The sequence below is a fragment of the Hoeflea sp. IMCC20628 genome, assembly GCF_001011155.1.
Lineage (GTDB): Bacteria > Pseudomonadota > Alphaproteobacteria > Rhizobiales > Rhizobiaceae > Hoeflea.
The window spans coordinates 524846-540616 of record NZ_CP011479.1 but is presented as its reverse complement, the minus strand read 5'-3'; the positions used below and the strand labels follow the sequence as shown (position 1 = coordinate 540616).

At 59.9% G+C, this 15771-nt stretch carries 17 protein-coding genes; 4 read left to right on the top strand and 13 right to left on the bottom strand.

What is annotated here, in order from left to right; genetic code table 11:
- Positions 1-17 precede the first annotated feature (17 nt).
- Both IMCC20628_RS02545 and IMCC20628_RS02540 read left to right on the top strand, forming a co-directional pair.
- Complete coding sequence (locus tag IMCC20628_RS02545) at positions 18-1163, top strand: extracellular solute-binding protein (protein WP_047028896.1); 1146 nt, start codon at positions 18-20, stop codon at positions 1161-1163.
- Positions 1160-2302, top strand: coding sequence for a CoA transferase (locus tag IMCC20628_RS02540; protein ID WP_197078451.1), 1143 nt, complete (start codon positions 1160-1162; stop codon positions 2300-2302). Before IMCC20628_RS02545 ends, IMCC20628_RS02540 begins: the two co-directional genes overlap by 4 nt.
- 52 nt (positions 2303-2354) lie before the next feature.
- Here the strand turns inward: IMCC20628_RS02540 and IMCC20628_RS02535 are convergent, their stop codons facing one another.
- From IMCC20628_RS02535 to IMCC20628_RS02475, 13 genes are all read right to left on the bottom strand, one after another.
- Entirely contained in the window at positions 2355-3194 is an 840-nt protein-coding gene (locus IMCC20628_RS02535; protein WP_047032195.1) for a fumarylacetoacetate hydrolase family protein, read from the bottom strand.
- A 182-nt stretch (positions 3195-3376) separates the two neighbouring features.
- Positions 3377-4114 carry an SDR family oxidoreductase gene (locus tag IMCC20628_RS02530; RefSeq protein WP_047028894.1) on the bottom strand — a complete coding sequence of 246 codons (738 nt, stop codon included), beginning with the start codon at positions 4112-4114 and terminating at the stop codon, positions 3377-3379.
- Positions 4115-4135: 21 nt separating this feature from the next.
- Positions 4136-5338, bottom strand: coding sequence for a UxaA family hydrolase (locus tag IMCC20628_RS02525; RefSeq protein ID WP_047028893.1), 1203 nt, complete (start codon positions 5336-5338; stop codon positions 4136-4138).
- Positions 5335-5643 carry a UxaA family hydrolase gene (locus IMCC20628_RS02520; protein ID WP_047028892.1) on the bottom strand — a complete coding sequence of 103 codons (309 nt, stop codon included), beginning with the start codon at positions 5641-5643 and terminating at the stop codon, positions 5335-5337. The genes IMCC20628_RS02525 and IMCC20628_RS02520 overlap by 4 nt, the downstream gene beginning before the upstream one ends.
- Complete coding sequence (locus IMCC20628_RS02515; protein ID WP_047028891.1) at positions 5643-6095, bottom strand: MaoC family dehydratase; 453 nt, start codon at positions 6093-6095, stop codon at positions 5643-5645. Before IMCC20628_RS02515 ends, IMCC20628_RS02520 begins: the two co-directional genes overlap by 1 nt.
- Positions 6096-6098: 3 nt before the next feature.
- A complete protein-coding gene (locus tag IMCC20628_RS02510; protein ID WP_245307930.1) occupies positions 6099-7106 on the bottom strand; it encodes a Gfo/Idh/MocA family oxidoreductase in 1008 nt (335 codons plus the stop codon).
- 52 nt (positions 7107-7158) lie between these two features.
- Positions 7159-7488 (bottom strand): L-rhamnose mutarotase, encoded by a 330-nt coding sequence (locus tag IMCC20628_RS02505; RefSeq protein ID WP_047028889.1) that lies wholly within the window; start codon positions 7486-7488, stop codon positions 7159-7161.
- Positions 7489-7497: 9 nt separating this feature from the next.
- Positions 7498-8610 carry a mandelate racemase/muconate lactonizing enzyme family protein gene (locus IMCC20628_RS02500; protein ID WP_047028888.1) on the bottom strand — a complete coding sequence of 371 codons (1113 nt, stop codon included), beginning with the start codon at positions 8608-8610 and terminating at the stop codon, positions 7498-7500.
- 2 nt (positions 8611-8612) lie between these two features.
- Complete coding sequence (ugpC, locus tag IMCC20628_RS02495) at positions 8613-9704, bottom strand: sn-glycerol-3-phosphate ABC transporter ATP-binding protein UgpC (protein WP_047028887.1); 1092 nt, start codon at positions 9702-9704, stop codon at positions 8613-8615.
- A gap of 2 nt (positions 9705-9706) precedes the next feature.
- Positions 9707-10573 (bottom strand): carbohydrate ABC transporter permease, encoded by an 867-nt coding sequence (locus IMCC20628_RS02490; protein WP_047028886.1) that lies wholly within the window; start codon positions 10571-10573, stop codon positions 9707-9709.
- 4 nt (positions 10574-10577) lie between these two features.
- Positions 10578-11474, bottom strand: a complete 897-nt coding sequence (locus IMCC20628_RS02485) for a sugar ABC transporter permease (protein WP_047028885.1) — start codon at positions 11472-11474, stop codon at positions 10578-10580.
- A gap of 73 nt (positions 11475-11547) precedes the next feature.
- Positions 11548-12849 carry a sugar ABC transporter substrate-binding protein gene (locus IMCC20628_RS02480; RefSeq protein ID WP_047028884.1) on the bottom strand — a complete coding sequence of 434 codons (1302 nt, stop codon included), beginning with the start codon at positions 12847-12849 and terminating at the stop codon, positions 11548-11550.
- 241 nt (positions 12850-13090) lie between these two features.
- Positions 13091-13594, bottom strand: coding sequence for a MaoC family dehydratase (locus IMCC20628_RS02475; RefSeq protein WP_047028883.1), 504 nt, complete (start codon positions 13592-13594; stop codon positions 13091-13093).
- An 80-nt stretch (positions 13595-13674) separates the two neighbouring features.
- Here IMCC20628_RS02475 and IMCC20628_RS02470 point away from each other — a divergent pair, with 80 nt between their 5' ends.
- Positions 13675-14817, top strand: a complete 1143-nt coding sequence (locus IMCC20628_RS02470) for a CaiB/BaiF CoA-transferase family protein (protein WP_047028882.1) — start codon at positions 13675-13677, stop codon at positions 14815-14817.
- A 145-nt stretch (positions 14818-14962) separates the two neighbouring features.
- Complete coding sequence (locus IMCC20628_RS02465) at positions 14963-15745, top strand: hypothetical protein (protein ID WP_047028881.1); 783 nt, start codon at positions 14963-14965, stop codon at positions 15743-15745.
- Positions 15746-15771: the final 26 nt, after the last annotated feature.

The window sequence follows — 15771 nt, the reverse complement described above, 5'->3', positions numbered from 1 at the left end:
GCTTTGTGGAGGTCTGAATGGCTGATTTGGTAGTGTTGAAGGGAATGACCTGGTCGGACCCGCGAGGGTATGATCCGGTGGTGGCTGCGGCCCGTGAATTCGGCAAATCGCATCCCGGCGTGTCCATCGAATGGGACAAACGTTCCCTGCAGGGATTTGAGACGACACCGGTCGATGAACTCGCCGCCCAATATGATCTGATGGTGATCGACCATCCCCATGTCGGCTCGGTCGCGGACCAGGGCTGCCTGTTGCCACTTGAAACCCATGCCAGCGAAAACGCCCTTGCCGAACTCGCCAACCAGTCGGTCGGGCGCAGCTTTCAGAGCTACTTCATGCACGGCCATCAATGGGCGCTTCCGATTGATGCGGCAACCCAGGTGCAGGCGCACCGGGCCGATCTGTCGCCTCGGGTGCAAAGCTGGGTCGAAGTGATCCGCAAGGCCGAAGACGGCCATGTCATCTGGCCATTGCGCTCACCGCATGTGCTGATGAATTTCTACACGCTCACAGCCAATCTCGGCCGGCCCTGCGCCACCAGCTTGGGCGATCTGATCGACCCCGACACCGGTCGTCAGGTGCTCGAGCAGCTTCGCGCCGTTTCGCGTCACATGGACGAGGCTTTTTATCAGATGGACCCGATCGCGGTGCTCGATGAGCTGTCCTTATCCGATCGCTATCACCTCGCGCCGCTGGTCTATCTCTACAAGGGCTATGCCAATGAGGGTTACCGCAAGAACCGGACCCACTTTACCGACATGCCGGTGTTGGGGCGCAACGGACCGCTCGGTTCGGCGCTCGGCGGCACCGGCATGGCGATCTCGGCCAAAACCGCACACCCGGAACTGTGCACCGAATTCGCCCTCTGGGTGGCTGGCGCCGACTGTCAGCGCGGGCTCTACGTCGAGGCCAACGGCCAGCCGGGCAACGCCCTTGCCTGGAGCGATCCGGCCGTCAACGCCTCAACACTGGATGCCTATTTCAACACCCGGCTGACCCATGAAACGGCCTGGCTGCGGCCGCGTCACGACGGCTATATGCAATTCCAGGAAGAAGGCTCCGAAATTGTTACTGAAGCACTGCGCGGCCGGCTCGAGCCGGATCAGGCGGTTGCACGGTTGAACGAGCGGTTTCGCGCCAGCTTCCCCAATGGAGACCAATAATGAGTATCTCGGATCTGCCACTCGAAGGCGTGCGCGTTCTCGATTTCAGCCAGTTCCTCGCCGGGCCCTACGCGTCATTGCGGCTGGCCGATCTGGGCGCCGATGTGGTCAAGGTGGAGCGCGCCGGCAAGGGCGACCTGTCGCGCTATCTCTATGTCTCGAATGTCTCGGTCGAGGGCGAGAGCACCATTTTCCACGCCATCAACCGCGGCAAGCGCTCGCTCGAAATTGACCTCAAGACCGATACCGACCGCGCCCGCCTGCAGGATCTGGTTGCCGGTGCCGACATCGTCATCCAGAATTTCCGACCCGGCGTCATCGAACGGCTGGGCTTCGGCTATGAGGCGGTCAAAGCGCTCAATCCGAAAATCATCTATGGCTCGATCAGCGGCTATGGCGCAGACACCGAATGGAGCGCCCTGCCCGGACAGGATCTTCTCACCCAGGCCCGCTCCGGCGTCATGTGGCTCAGTGGCGGCGCCGATGACGGTCCCGTCGCCATCGGCCTGCCGGTGGCCGACATGCTGGCCGGCGCCGCGCTGGCGCAAGGGCTGCTGGCATTGCTGTTTCGCCGCGAGCGCACCGGCAAGGGCGGGCTGGTGGAAACCAGCCTGCTTGAAGCCATCACCGATCTGCAATTCGAATTGTTGACCACCCATCTCAACGATGGCGGCCGCCTGCCCGAACGGCAGCGCAACAACCCGGCCCATGCCTATCTGGCTGCGCCCTATGGCGTCTATCGCACCGCCGACGGCCACATTGCGCTGGGCATGAATGATCTTGGCGAATTGTGGACCCATTTCGGCGTAGAGACGCCGCTCGCAGGACTGGATGCATTTCGCGACCGTGACGCCGTATCCGCAGCACTCGGCACGGCGCTGGCCAGGCACTCGACCGATCACTGGATGGAAATCGCCATGGCGCAGGATTTCTGGGCCGCACCGGTTCTGAGCTGGGACGAGACGCTGGCCTCCGGCGTGCTGCAGCAACTCGACATGCTGCAATCCGTGGCGCTCAAGGACGGTCCGCTGCACACCACCGCCATTCCGATGCGGATTGACGGCGAACGGCCAAAATCAACATTGGCGGCGCCACAACTGGGCACCGCCAATGCATTGCTGGAAAGCGGCTGGAGCTGAAGATGCCGGCGCGCTGTTCAAGCGCGCCGCGTCCCCAGAACCCCAAATCCGGTCAGATGTCTGCAACCACATCCTGACGCTGCGCGCCAAGACCTTCGATGCCAAGTTCGACGATATCGCCGGCCTTGAGATATTGCTGCGGCTTCATGCCCATGCCGACGCCGGGAGGCGTGCCGGTGGAGATGATGTCACCTGGGTGCAGGGTGAAGAACTGGCTCAGATAGCTGATCAGATGAGCGACGCCATAGACCATTGTCTTGGAGGAACCGTCCTGCATGCGCTTGCCGTTGACATCAAGCCACATGCCCAGGGCCTGCAGGTCAGGAACTTCGTCCGGAGTGACCAGCCAGGGGCCGGTCTGACCAAAATTGTCGCAGGACTTGCCCTTGGTCCACTGTCCTGCCCGTTCGGTCTGGAAAGCGCGCTCGGACACGTCATTGATGACGCAGTAGCCGGCAACATGGCTGAGCGCATTGGCTTCCGAAACATATTTGGCAGACTTGCCGATGACCACCCCAAGTTCAACTTCCCAGTCGGTCTTTTCCGAGCCGCGCGGCACGATGACCGGATCATTGGGACCGCAAATCGCGCTGGTGGCCTTCATGAAGATGATCGGCTCCGGCGGCACCTGCGCACCGGTTTCTGCGGCGTGGTCGGAATAGTTCAGGCCGATGCAGATGAACTTGCCGGTACCGGCAACGCAAGCCCCCAGGCGCGGAGAGCCCGACACCAGCGGCAGGCATTCGATGTCGACGGACTTGAGCGCATCAAGATCGCTCAGCACGGCACCGGACAGGTCCGAAACCTTGCCGGAAAGATCCCGGATATTGCCGTTTGTGTCCAGAACGCCGGGCTTTTCCTGACCCGCTTCACCAAAACGCACGAATTTCATACCATTCTCCTGTTGAAACACGGACCCTGCTGACGTTTCTGACAGCAGCTCCTCCATGATGACGTTGCCCGCGTGTGCAAGCATGGTCCGAACGCCGGCACCTGCCAGCAAAATACACATTCTCCAACTTATTGCAGGTACGGACATGGTACCGACGCTTGCAAAAAGCCGATGCCAGAGTTTTAGGTTGTCCAGCCGCCGTCGATGACGTGCAACTGGCCGGTGGTGAAGCCTGCCTCGTCGCTGGCGAGATAAGTTGCCAGTGCAGCGATCTCTTCCGGCTTGCCCAGACGGCCCATCGGCTGGCGATCCAGAAACGCCTTGCGGGCGGTTTCATAGTCCCCCATGGCGCGCATCCGGTCTTCCAGCGACGGGCTTTCGACGGTGCCCGGGCAGATCGCGTTGCAGCGGATGCCTTCCTTGATGAAATCGGCCGCGACCGATTTTGTCAGTCCGGCGACAGCTGCCTTGGTGGCGCTGTAGGTAAAGCGGTTGGGCGGCCCGGTGACCGCGCCGGCCACCGATGACATGTTGACGATCGACCCGCCGCCGGCAGCCCGCATGCCCGGCAGCACGGCGCGGATCATGTGGAACATCGATTTGACGTTGAGGTTGAAGGCGAAATCCCATTCTTCTTCGGTGGCGTCGAGGATCGATCCGGCATGAACGAAGCCTGCGCAATTGAACAGCACATCGATCTGGCCGATCTCGGCCACCAGCGCTGCGATTGCGGCTTTGTCGGTGACGTCGAGACGGCGGGTTTCGATTCCGGTCTCACCGTTCAATCCGGCCAGCACCTTGTCGTTGATATCGGTGGCGATGACCCGGGCGCCTTCCTGGCCCATGCGCAAAGCCGTGGCCTTGCCGATGCCCTGGGCACTCGCGGTCGCAAGAACGGTCTTGCCTTTCAATCTCTGCATTTTTATCTCCAAGAAGTTGGTCTACGCAGCCGGAAGGCAGGCAGGCCCGATGGGGTCAAAGGATTTGTAGGTCAGAATGAATTCCCGGTGTCCCAGGGCTTCCGATTTGGTCGGCTCGCCCGCAGCCACATTGACCACAGTGTCATAGATCTCGCGCCCGACCTGATCAAGGCTTGCAAGGCCTTCGATGATGGCGCCGGCATTGACGTCCATGTCGTCACTCATCGCGTTCCACGTGTCCGGATTGGCGCAGATCTTGATCACCGGCGAGATCGCCGATCCGACCACCGAACCGCGCCCGGTGACAAACAGGGTCAGATGCGCGCCGCTAGCAATCATCTCGACGATTTCGGCATTGTCGGAAATGTTGGGAAAGCCGAAACGCACTTCGCCGTCGGGAACAACATCCATCAGATAGAGCCCGCCGCGCGGCGGCACGTCACCGGGTTTGATCAGCCCTGAGATCGGCGAATCGCCGGATTTCACATAGGCGCCGAGCGATTTCTCCTCGATCGTCGAGAGACCGCCGGTGGCGTTGCCGGCGGCAAAACTGCCATAACCCAGCGTGTCGTAATAATGCGCCGCCTTGGCCACAGCAGCGCGCAGCTCATCAGCCAGTTCCGGCGTTTCAGCGCGCGCGGCCATCACCTCTTCACAGCCGATCAGTTCGCCGGTTTCCTCGAATATGCAGGCCGCACCCTGCGCCACCAGCAGATCAAACGCCTTGCCGGCGGCCGGATTGCCGCTGATACCGCTGGTGCCGTCCGAGCCGCCACAGATGGTGCCGACCACCAGTTCGCTGATCGCCATCGGCGCGCGCGGCACCTCGGCAACCTGTTCGAGCGCTTCCCTCACCCATTCGCGCCCGGTGGAAATGGACTTGGCCGTACCCTTGTTCATCTGGATCACCAGCGTCTTGACCGGCCGGCCGGAGGCCTCGACGGCATTGTGCAGCCGCGGTTTGTTGAAACTCTCGCAGCCCAGCGAAATCAGCAGCGCACCGGCCACATTCGGATGGGTGCACAGCCGCTCCATCATCACCTGGGCATATTCATTCGGGAAGCAGCCGGGAAAACCGATCACCTGCACATCGTGGTCGCGGAATTCCTGGGCGATCTCCGAGGCGACGAAATGCGCGCATTCCACCAGATAGGCGACAACAATGGTGTTGCGGATGCCCTTGCGGCCGTCCTTGCGTTGGTAGCCAATGATGCTGCCGGTCATGACCCAGTCCTTTCCACGCCGTCATTCTCACGCAGCGAATAGGTCGGCGTGTAGTCGCTGCGGATATTGTGAACATGGATGTGGCGTCCGACGGCGATGTCGGCAGTAGCGCGGCCGATCGGCATGCCGTATTTGACGATGATGTCGCCGGCCGCGATCGGCTTGGCGGCGATCTTGTGCGCGCGGGCAATCGTCTCCGCCAGTTTCACCGGTTCATCATCGATAGTGACAGACGTGCCGGCGTCCACCGTCTTCAGGGCCACCAGCACATTGTCGTCTCCATGCAGGCGCAAGAACGCATCCATCAGCCGGCGTCCTTCATCTCGACCAGCAATATGTGATCGGTCGCCAGCACAGTTTCGCCCTTCTGGTTGATGACCTCGCAGCGCTCGATCACCTGTCCCTGGCCGGGCCGTTTCGGGTCAGGCTTTTTCTCCGAGATGGTCACCTTGGTGTGGATCGTGTCGCCGATGAACACCGGCCGGATGAAGCGCAGCCGGTCATAGCCATAGGAGAATGCCACCGGGTTGATGACGCTTGCCGTCAGACCGATGCCGATCGAAAACACCATCGTGCCATGGGCAATGCGCTGGCCGAACGGCAACGTCTTGCAGAACTCCGCATCAAGATGGTGCGGAAAGAAATCTCCGGTATGGCCGGCATGAACGACGAAATCCGTTTCGGTCATGGTCCGCCCCACCGTCTCGCGCGTGGCGCCAAGCTGGTAGTCTTCGTAATAGGTTTTTTCGGTATGCATGTCTTAGTCCTTGCTGGCCAGCGGCGTGGCCGGGAATGCGCTGCTGCTGTAGGCGGCCTCGACCAGAGCCATGGTGTCCCAGGCGTCCTCGACACTCGAAACCAGGCTATCTTCTTCACCGGAGGCGAAGCGCTGCACCTGCGCCATCCGGTGGGTGAAGGCATCGGGAAACCAGGCGCCCTCAAGCGGAATTTGTTGCCATTCGCCGCCGGTGTTGAGCCACAGCTCGTCGGGCTCGCCGCGCGGATAGTCGAGATTGACGCCAAGCTTGACATAGGCGGCGCCCTCAAGTCCGCAGATGCGGAACTCGCAGGCCTGGAACTTGCGTCCGAAGGAATGGTTGTGATTGATCGACAGCGCACAGCGCACGCGGTCGCCATAATCGAGGATTGCCGACGTCCGGGTCTGGGCGATCTTGGATGAGGGATGGCCAATGCTCTTGGCATGCACGCCCTCGGGATTGCCCAAGATACTGCGGACGAAATCGAGATAATGGATCGAATGCAGCGAGAGTTCGACCCGCGGCGCCTTTTCCAGGAACGTCCACAAATGCCAGGGCGTATCGAGCGCCAGCCAGGCATCGAAATCCACCACTTCGCCAAGCAGGCCCCTGTCGATGGCGTCACGCAAAGCCAGCATCATCGGCGAAAACCGCAGCTGGAAATTGACGGCGGCGCGAAACTTGCCGGCGCGACAGATCTTGAGGATCTCGCTGGCGCCTGCCAGATCGCTGCCCATCGGCTTTTGCAACAACACCGGCGCGCCCTCGGGCAAAAGCCGCAGGATACCGGCATGGGCGTCGGGCGGCGTCGCCAGATCAAACACCACGCCATCTTGGGCAGCGGCGGCTTCGGCGGATTCGTAAGCGGTGACACCGCAGGTTTCAGCCAGCGCCCGCGCCTTGGCGAGATCGGGATCGTAAATGCCGCGCACCGGGAAACCGCCATTGCGGTAAGCCGGCAGATGCGCATCGGTGACAATCGAACCGGCACCAAAGATGACGATCGGCATCGGCTGCGCCGGACGCGGCCAGCTCTGTCTGAGTTCTTGTATCGGCGTGTTCTCAGTCAAGGTGAAACACATCCTCCATCATCGCCCACCACTCGCCGTCAGCACGGCTTTCCAGTGGAGCCTGAAGCGGCATGCAGACATCCCACCAGCGTTGGGTTTCCGGATCCGCCGCCATTTTCGCGGCATCGGCGGCAAAATCCTCACCGTGATATTCCCAATAGCCAAACAGCAGGTTTTCCGGCTCGCGCAGAAAGATCGTGTAATTGCGGATGTTGCATTCGCTGATCTTGGCCAGAACCCCCGGCCAGACATCGGCGTGCAGCGCCTTGTACTCGGCGATGTTCTCCGGTTTCAGTCCGATCATCATTCCCATGCGCTGCATGATGTCCTCCTAAGCCGTGATGTCGACCGACAGGCCGTCAATCTTCGAGGCGGCGATGGCGTCCCAGTCCCAGGCAATGCCGAGGCCCGGCTCGGACGATGGAATTGCCCTCCCATCCTTCATCTCCATGCCCTGTGTGGTCAGGGAATCAAGCTGCGGAATATATTCAAGCCAGGGCGCATTGGGGATGGCGCAGACCAGGCTGACATGCAGTTCCATCAGGAAATGCGGACAGACCGGCACATTCTGCGCCTCGGCCATATGCGCAACCTTGAGCCAGGGCGTGATGCCGCCGATGCGGGCCACGTCGACCTGCACGATCGAAGCGCCGCCAAGCGTCAGATAATCCTTGAACTGGCTGATCGAATACATGCTCTCGCCAACCGCAATTGGCACGCTGGTGGATGCGGCCAGCCGCACATGCTCCATCACATCGTCAGCCGGCATCGGTTCCTCGAACCAGGCAATATCATGTCGCTCGAGCATCCTGGCACGGCGCATCGCTTCTGCCCGGGTAAAGCCCTGATTGGCATCGGTCATGATCTCGTAACCGGGTCCGACAGCCTCGCGCACGGCGCGCAACCGGGCATCGTCTTCGCTGATATGCGGACGACCGATCTTGATCTTCGAGCCGGAGAAGCCCTTGGCCTGCGCCTCCAGCGCATCATCGACCAGCGCCTGTGTCTCGATATGCAGCCAGCCGCCTTCGGTTGTGTACATCGGCACGCTGTCCTTGGCGCCGCCGGCCATCTTGTAGAGCGGCAGCCTGGCCCGGCGGCAGCGCAAATCCCAAAGCGCTGTATCAACCGCGGCCAAGGCCAGTGAGGTGATTGCGCCAACAGCGGTGGCATGGGTGGAAAACAGCAATGTACGCCAGATGCGTTCGATGTTTTCGGCATCCTGCCCCAGCAGTTGCGGCGCCAGCGTATCGCGCAGCAGCGACATGATCGCCGGGCCGCCCTGCCCGATGGTGTAGCTGTACCCGGTCCCGGTGGCGCCATCGGCATCAGTGATCCGCAGGATCGGCGTTTCCTGGCTGACAAACGACTGGATTGCGTCCGTGCGGCGGACCTTCGGTTTGAGGTCGGCCATGCAGATTTCGATGCGTTCGATAATGGCCATGATTACCTCAGCGATTGTCCAGTTTCGGAATCAAACAGATGGCACTTGCTCAGATCGAGCTGGAACCGCAGCGTCTCGTCAATCGCGACGGGCCGCGGATTGAGCATCTTGGCCTGCACCTGCTCCCCGGCGATTTCACCGAACAGCAGCGTTTCAGCGCCCAACGGTTCGGTCAGCGAGACTGCCATCTCGATCTCGGCGCTTTCGCTGCCCTGCGGCAGGGCGTGTCCCATCGGCATCAGATTGTCGGCCCGGAACCCCAGGATGACCTTGCGCCCGGCATCCATTCCCTTGAATGCCGATGGCAGCGGCAGCCGCACACCTTGCGCCATTTCAAGCATCTCGCCATCCGCGGCAATGGTTGCCGGGATCAGGTTCATCGGCGGCGAACCGATGAAGGTGGCGACAAAAGTGTTGACCGGATTTTCGAACACCTCGAGCGGCGTGCCCTGCTGCTCGATATAGCCGTCACGCATGATCACGATGCGGTCCGCCAGAGTCATCGCCTCGACCTGGTCATGGGTCACATAGATAATGGTGGTCTTGATCTTCTGGTGCAGCTTCTTGATTTCCACCCGCATCTGGGCGCGCAGCTTGGCATCCAGATTGGACAACGGCTCGTCAAACAGGAACACGTCGGGATGCCGGACAATGGCGCGCCCCATGGCAACGCGCTGGCGCTGGCCGCCCGAGAGTTCGGCAGGCCGGCGGTCGAGATAGTCATTGAGGCTCAGGATGGTGGCTGCCTCGTGAACCGCCGCATCAATCTCGTCTTGTGACTTTTTGGCGATTTTCAGTGTGAAGCCGAGGTTTTCACGCACCGTCATATGCGGATAGAGCGCGTAGTTCTGAAACACCATCGAGATGTTGCGCGACCGCGGCGGCAGGTCATTGACCAGCGCGTCACCGATATAGACCTCGCCACCGGATATTTTCTCCAGCCCTGCGATCATCCGCAACGTGGTGGACTTGCCGCAGCCGGAGGGACCAACGAGAACGACGAATTCCCCATGCGCAATATCGAGATCGATGCCGTGGACGACGCGCAGCGACCCATATTTCTTTTCTACTTTTTTAAGCTGAACCTGAGCCATGACTATCCCTTGACGCCTCCGAATGTGAGGCCTGCAATAAGGTGCTTCTGGATGATGAAGGTGAGGATCAATGCGGGGATGATCATCACCACCGCCAACGCCGACATGCCACCCCAGTTGAGGGTGAACTCCGAGGTGAAATCGAGCAGCCCGACCGGCATGGTTTTGGAGTTGACCGAGCGGGTCAGCTGGCTGGCCAGCGCATATTCATTCCAGGAGGTAAGGAAGGCAAAAATGCCGGCAGAAGCGACGCCTGCCTTGGCCACAGGAAACTCGACTTTCCAGAACGCCTGCCAGCGGGTGCAGCCATCAATCTCGGCGGCTTCGGCCAGCTCACGCGGCACCTGCCGGAAGAACCCGTCGATCAGCCAGATCGTGAACGGCACATTCATGGCGACATAGGCCAGGATCAGCCCGAAATGGGTGTCGATGATGCCGAGCCGGGCAAAGACGATGAACAGCGGCAGCGACAGCGCGATGCCGGGCACCGCCCGGGTCAGCATCATGCCGACGAAAATCGCCGCCTTGCCGCGAAACTGGTAGCGCGCAAAGGCATAGCCGCCGGCCATGCCGACAAAGATGGCGATGACCGTCGAGGTGATGGAGATGATCAGCGAATTGGTGAAGTAGCGCACCACCGGAATGCCGCCCTCGCCGAGTGCTCCGAACATGGCGCGGTAGTGATCCAGATTCAGCTCGTTGGGGATCCAGACCGGCGGCTTGGCCATGATCTCCACCGTCGGGCGGAACGAATTGAGCACCACCCAGAGCCCCGGCAGGCAGATGATCGACATTGCCAAAAACAGCGTGACGAAATGTAGAAGCGACAAGGCGCGGCGGTTGAGACGATGCTTGGCGTTGAGTTCCATCTGATCAGCCCCCCATTCCGACAATTTGCCGCGACGCACTGAGTTTGCGGAAGAAGAAGATGGTGAAGAAGATCGCCAGCACGATGGAGATGTAGCCCATGGCATTGGCCAGCCCCATCTTGGCATCGACGTAACCGGTGCGGGCCAGCATGGTCCACACCAGTTCGGTGCGATGCGCCGGACCGCCATTGGTCATGATCTTGACGATGTCATAGGCCCGCGCCACGTCGAGGCTGCGGATGGCCAGCGCAATGTTGATGAACGGCATGATGAAGGGCAGCGTGATGTGGCGGAAGGTCTGCCACGAGGTGCACCCATCCACCTGCGCTGCTTCCAGCGGATCCCGCGGCACCGCAAAAAGCCCGGCCAGGATGAGAATTGCGAAGACCGAGGTCGACATCCACACTTCGGCGAAAATGATGGCAAACATCGCCAGTTTTCCATCGACCAGCCAGGGAATGGCGGCCTCGGTCAGGCCCAGCGATTGCAGCGCATTGTTCATCAGGCCGATATTGTCGTTGAAGATGAACTTGAACTGGAAGCCGACCAGGATCGGCGAAAACATCATCGGAAACATCATGATGGTGCGCAACCCGCGCTGCCCCCATGTCACCTTGTTGACCAGCAGCGCCAGCCCAAGGCCGAGCAGCATTTCCACATTCAGCGCCACGGTGAGCAAGAAAACCGTCCGCCCGAAGGCCCACCAGAAACCTGAATCGCCAAACAGCCGCACGTAGTTGCGCAGGCCGATCCAGGAGAAAATGGTCTCCGGCCGGGTCAGCCGATAGGCGGTAAAACTCGAATAGAATGAAAAAAGCAGTGGCACCAGCACCACCGCCGCCAGGATGATCAGCGCCGGCAACAAAAGGCTAAGCCAAGGCGGCAATTTGAACCGTCGCATAAGATATCCCGCATCGCATGAGAAAAGGCGGAGCCGGCCAATTGGGTCGGCTCCGCCAGCCTTGGGAGGCCTGTCAGTAGACGCCGTTGTCCTGCATCATTTCGTCAACAGCTTCCGATGCATCAGCCAGCGCTTCGTCGACGGTCTTGTCGCCGAGAATGGCTGCCTGCAGTTCCGGGAAGATCAGGTTGCCGGCTTCGATCCAGTAAGGAGTCGGAGGAACCGGGAACGCCGTCTTCGCGGTTTCCTGGAACGCCTGCAGAACTTCGTTCTTGTAGGCGTCGTCCTTGGCCTGCTCGATCACATAGTCCCAGACCGCCGTGCGTGTCGGCAGCGGACCTGCGCTTGATTCCAGCTTCTGGCTGTCCTCATTGGTCAGGAAATCGACCAGAGAAGCGGCGGCTTCCTTGTTGGCGCAATCCTCGGTAACCGAGAAGCCGTGGAACCCGGACCAACCGGTGCGGACACCCGCCGAGCCCTTGGGCGCAGGCGCCACGCCGACATTGCCGGCGACCGTGGAGGCTGAAGGGTCATTGAAGAAGCCAGACCAGCCCGGCCAGTCGAGATTGAGCGCGATGGTGCCAGAGGCAAAGCCGTTGCCGAGGTCATCCCAGAGATAGTTGGTCGTTCCGGGTGGAACCGCACCGGCCTTGTAGAGATCGACGAACCACTGCAAGGCTTCCTTGCCGGCGTCCGAATTGAAGGCGGGCGAGAAATCGTCATTGAGCATCTTGCCGCCATTGGCGACGATCAGCTCATAGAAGCGGCCGTTGATTGCCTCGTCCTTGCCGGCATATTGGGTGCCATAGAAATTCGGCGGATCGGCGAAGAATTCGGCCTGCTCGCGGAACTGGTCCCATGTTTCAGGCGGAGCCAGGTCGTAGCCATATTCGGTCTTGAAGGCGGCCGCCTTGTCGGCGTCCTCATAGAGGCTTTTCTGATAATACAGCGCCGAGACATCGAACTGCGCCCGCGGCAGCATCACCAGCTTGCCGTCCAGTGTCGCGGCACTGATATTGGCCTGGACAAATTCGGCCACCGTCTCAGCCGGGATCAACGCCGACAGATCGGTGTAGAGTGCCGGATATTGTGACGCGAAGGACGAGTGGTTCGAGCCGACGCACCAGCCGGTGGTCCCGGCGGCGATGTCGGACTTGAATTCCTTGTCCAGCTCGAAATGGTTCTTCTTCGAGATGATCGTGACCGTGGCGCCGGTGTTCGTCTCCCATTCGGCGATGCGGCCATAAAGCTTTTCATATTGCTCGCCGCCAATCAGCTTGGCCTCGAGCGTCACTCCGTCAAACTCACCTGCGCCAGCGGATGCGGTGCTGACCAACAGCGCGGCAAGGATCAATTGCAAATTCGAACGTTTCATCGGTTCCTCCCAATTTATATCCTCCGGCAGCGCTGTTCAGCCAAGGCTCCCAACCCACAAGAGATTTTGTATATAAACGTAAGTTTCAGATATGTTCAAGACCTAACTGGCCTTACCAGCGAAAAACCCATTGGCAACGGCGCTTGATCGGCATTTTGGTCGGGGCGTTTATTTCAGACTGAATTGTCCTCAAGCGCCGCAGAGCTTGGCCGCAGCGCCCGGATTCGCGTATCTGCCTGTGTCAGGCGGTCTCGGCGGGGCGGCCGTGGCGATATTTCACTGTCTGCAGATGCTCACAGTAAAGCACCAGTTCATCCGCACCCTTGAACACCTCATAGCTGACCCGCACATTGCCCAGTTCATCGGTGCGTGGAGACTTTGACAGATTGGTGCGCACCGTGTGGATGGTGTCGCCAATGAACACCGGCCCAATGAAACGCAGCCGGTCATAGCCATAGCTGAAGGCATGGATATTGTTGTTGGCCATCAGCCCGAGACCATAGGAAAACACCATGGCGCCCGCCACCAACCGGCGTTTGAACAGCCCGTCCTCGACAGCGAAAATTTCATCGGCGACATAGGGATGGTTGTCCATCACCAGGCAGTTGAAGCTCATCGCCTCGCCTTCCGAGATGGTTCGGCGGATCGAGCGGACCTTCTGGCCGATTTCGAACTCCTCATACATCCAGGTTTCGACATTGTACAAAGGGATGTCGCGTTTATCAGTGTAGTAGCCGTCTGCCATGGTGCCGAATCTCCTCTAAGCGCTTGACGTTTTTCTTATACAAAACTAGTTTTTGCATACAAACAATAGGGACAGCGCTGATGACTGACACAAGCACACCTGTGACCCTGCCGCTGGAGGGGCTGCGGGTTCTCGATTTCGCGCAGTTCCTGGCCGGCCCAATGGCAGCGCTGCGACTGGCGGATCTGGGGGCCGAAGTGATCAAGGTCGAGCGCCCGCAAGGCGGTGATCTGTGCCGCAAACTGGTGGTCGCCGACCAGATGTTTGCGGGTGACAGCCTGCTGTTTCACACCATCAACCGCAACAAGCGCAGCATGGCCGCTGATCTCAAAAATGCCGGTGATCTGCAAAAAGTGCGCGACCTGATCGTCTCGGCCGATGTGATGATCCACAATTTCCGCCCCGGCGTGATGGAGCGCATCGGGCTCGACCACAAAAGCGTGCAGGCCATCAATCCACGCCTCGTCTATGGCACGGTCACCGGCTATGGCGAGAAGGGACCATGGCGCGACAAGCCGGGGCAGGATCTCCTGGTCCAGTCACTTTCCGGGCTGACCTGGCTCTCGGGAAACCGTGACGACGGACCGGTACCGGTGTCTTTTGCCGTACTCGACATGGCGACGGGCAACCATCTGGTTCAGGGCATTCTCGCCGCCCTGGTCCGCCGCGGTGTCACCGGCAAGGGTGGGCTGGTCGAGGTCGACCTGATGAGTTCGGCAATCGACGCACAGTTCGAGCAACTCACATCCTTCTTCAATGGCGACCGGACGCAGCCGCCGCGCAGCGCCATTGCCAATGCCAGCGTCCATGCGGCAGCACCCTACGGCATCTATGAAACCGCAGATGGCCACATCGCCATCGCGATGACGCCGATCGCCGTGCTCGCCGATCTTCTGCAGTGCAAAGCCCTCGCCCCCTATCGCAACCCGGACCTGGCCTTCAGCAAGCGCAACGAGATCAAGGCCATTCTTGCCGATTTTCTGGAAAGCGGGACGACAGGAGCCTGGCTTTCACGCCTCGAACCGGCCGATGTCTGGTGCGCGGAAGTGCTGGACTGGCCGAAATTCAGCCAGACCGAAGGGTTTGCTGCGCTCGATCCCTTGCAGGAAGTCGTCGCCGGCAATGGCGCAACAATGACGACGACGCGATGCCCGATCAGGATTGACGGACACAGATTGGCATCCCCCCGCGGCGCGCCCAGCCTCGGAGAATACGGGCAATGAACAATGAACCCAATTTGGGGGAAATTTTGGTAGCGGGAGCCCGCTTCAATCATTCCCCCCACCCTGAAATACCAAGTTTCTCGGTGTTTCGCTTTATCCCGCGCAGATCGCCGAACTACCGCCGCCCTCAATCGAAGCCTGTCAAATGACTGCTGCAGCAAAAGAGAGGGCCAGTCCGCTCCACTATGCGAAGGAACTTGGAAAGCGGCTCGAAGCCCTCGGCCTGGATGTCCATGCTTCTGAACACGAACGTTACCTAGTTCTGCTCCAAGACGCTCCAGGCGAGATTATTGACTTGGGCAGACCGCTGCGATCCTCACGCATTTTCGCACATGAAGCGATCCGAAAAAACGCTCCCGTTGTCTCCGATTTTGCAGAATATTCTGCCGAACACGGCCTTGAGAACTGCATGTTTTGGAATGTTGGCCTGACAGGCGCAAAAGCGGCTGCCGAAGATCTTGCAATCGCCCTGAAAGCCTTCAACACAAAAATCAATATCGAATTCAGTGAACTTCGGAAGAAACTCAGCTTCGAATTACTTCTAATTACAATCCATCCAAGATTTGACATGGAGACTGGTCTTTTTGACCTGCATGCACATGTTATTTGCCGTGTGCCGCCTGAACATAGGGAGGCTGCGCATCGTCGCCTGATGTCAAAATTCTCCAAAATCGATCTCAATACCAGACCGATACGCAATCCAGCTGCTGCAGCGACCTATATGCTGTGGGGGATATGGCAGAATGACATCATGCTCGCATGGCCAGACCATGCCCTAAAAGCTGCCTGGAGCCTCACACAGAAGCGCTTCAGGCTTTTTCGGACAGGTGGAACCTTTGCGAAGTTCCGAGCAGACCAGCGGTCCACATCTGAAAAATTGGCCAAGGTGTCTGACGTCAGCGCCCGTGGGACAGATTTGAGGATTTGAACAACGGAGGATTTCTGGTTCATCTT

Coding starts and splice junctions, on each gene's coding strand:
- IMCC20628_RS02525 (WP_047028893.1), bottom strand. CDS start 5,338: ATGACCGGCAGCATCATTGGCTACCAACGCAAGGACGGCCGCAAGGGC.
- IMCC20628_RS02505 (WP_047028889.1), bottom strand. CDS start 7,488: ATGCAGCGCATGGGAATGATGATCGGACTGAAACCGGAGAACATCGCC.
- IMCC20628_RS02475 (WP_047028883.1), bottom strand. CDS start 13,594: ATGGCAGACGGCTACTACACTGATAAACGCGACATCCCTTTGTACAAT.
- IMCC20628_RS02490 (WP_047028886.1), bottom strand. CDS start 10,573: ATGGAACTCAACGCCAAGCATCGTCTCAACCGCCGCGCCTTGTCGCTT.
- IMCC20628_RS02545 (WP_047028896.1), top strand. CDS start 18: ATGGCTGATTTGGTAGTGTTGAAGGGAATGACCTGGTCGGACCCGCGA.
- IMCC20628_RS02535 (WP_047032195.1), bottom strand. CDS start 3,194: ATGAAATTCGTGCGTTTTGGTGAAGCGGGTCAGGAAAAGCCCGGCGTT.
- IMCC20628_RS02515 (WP_047028891.1), bottom strand. CDS start 6,095: ATGCATACCGAAAAAACCTATTACGAAGACTACCAGCTTGGCGCCACG.
- ugpC (WP_047028887.1), bottom strand. CDS start 9,704: ATGGCTCAGGTTCAGCTTAAAAAAGTAGAAAAGAAATATGGGTCGCTG.
- IMCC20628_RS02485 (WP_047028885.1), bottom strand. CDS start 11,474: ATGCGACGGTTCAAATTGCCGCCTTGGCTTAGCCTTTTGTTGCCGGCG.
- IMCC20628_RS02510 (WP_245307930.1), bottom strand. CDS start 7,106: ATGCCGATCGTCATCTTTGGTGCCGGTTCGATTGTCACCGATGCGCAT.
- IMCC20628_RS02465 (WP_047028881.1), top strand. CDS start 14,963: ATGACTGCTGCAGCAAAAGAGAGGGCCAGTCCGCTCCACTATGCGAAG.
- IMCC20628_RS02520 (WP_047028892.1), bottom strand. CDS start 5,643: ATGGATGCGTTCTTGCGCCTGCATGGAGACGACAATGTGCTGGTGGCC.
- IMCC20628_RS02530 (WP_047028894.1), bottom strand. CDS start 4,114: ATGCAGAGATTGAAAGGCAAGACCGTTCTTGCGACCGCGAGTGCCCAG.
- IMCC20628_RS02480 (WP_047028884.1), bottom strand. CDS start 12,849: ATGAAACGTTCGAATTTGCAATTGATCCTTGCCGCGCTGTTGGTCAGC.
- IMCC20628_RS02470 (WP_047028882.1), top strand. CDS start 13,675: ATGACTGACACAAGCACACCTGTGACCCTGCCGCTGGAGGGGCTGCGG.
- IMCC20628_RS02500 (WP_047028888.1), bottom strand. CDS start 8,610: ATGGCCATTATCGAACGCATCGAAATCTGCATGGCCGACCTCAAACCG.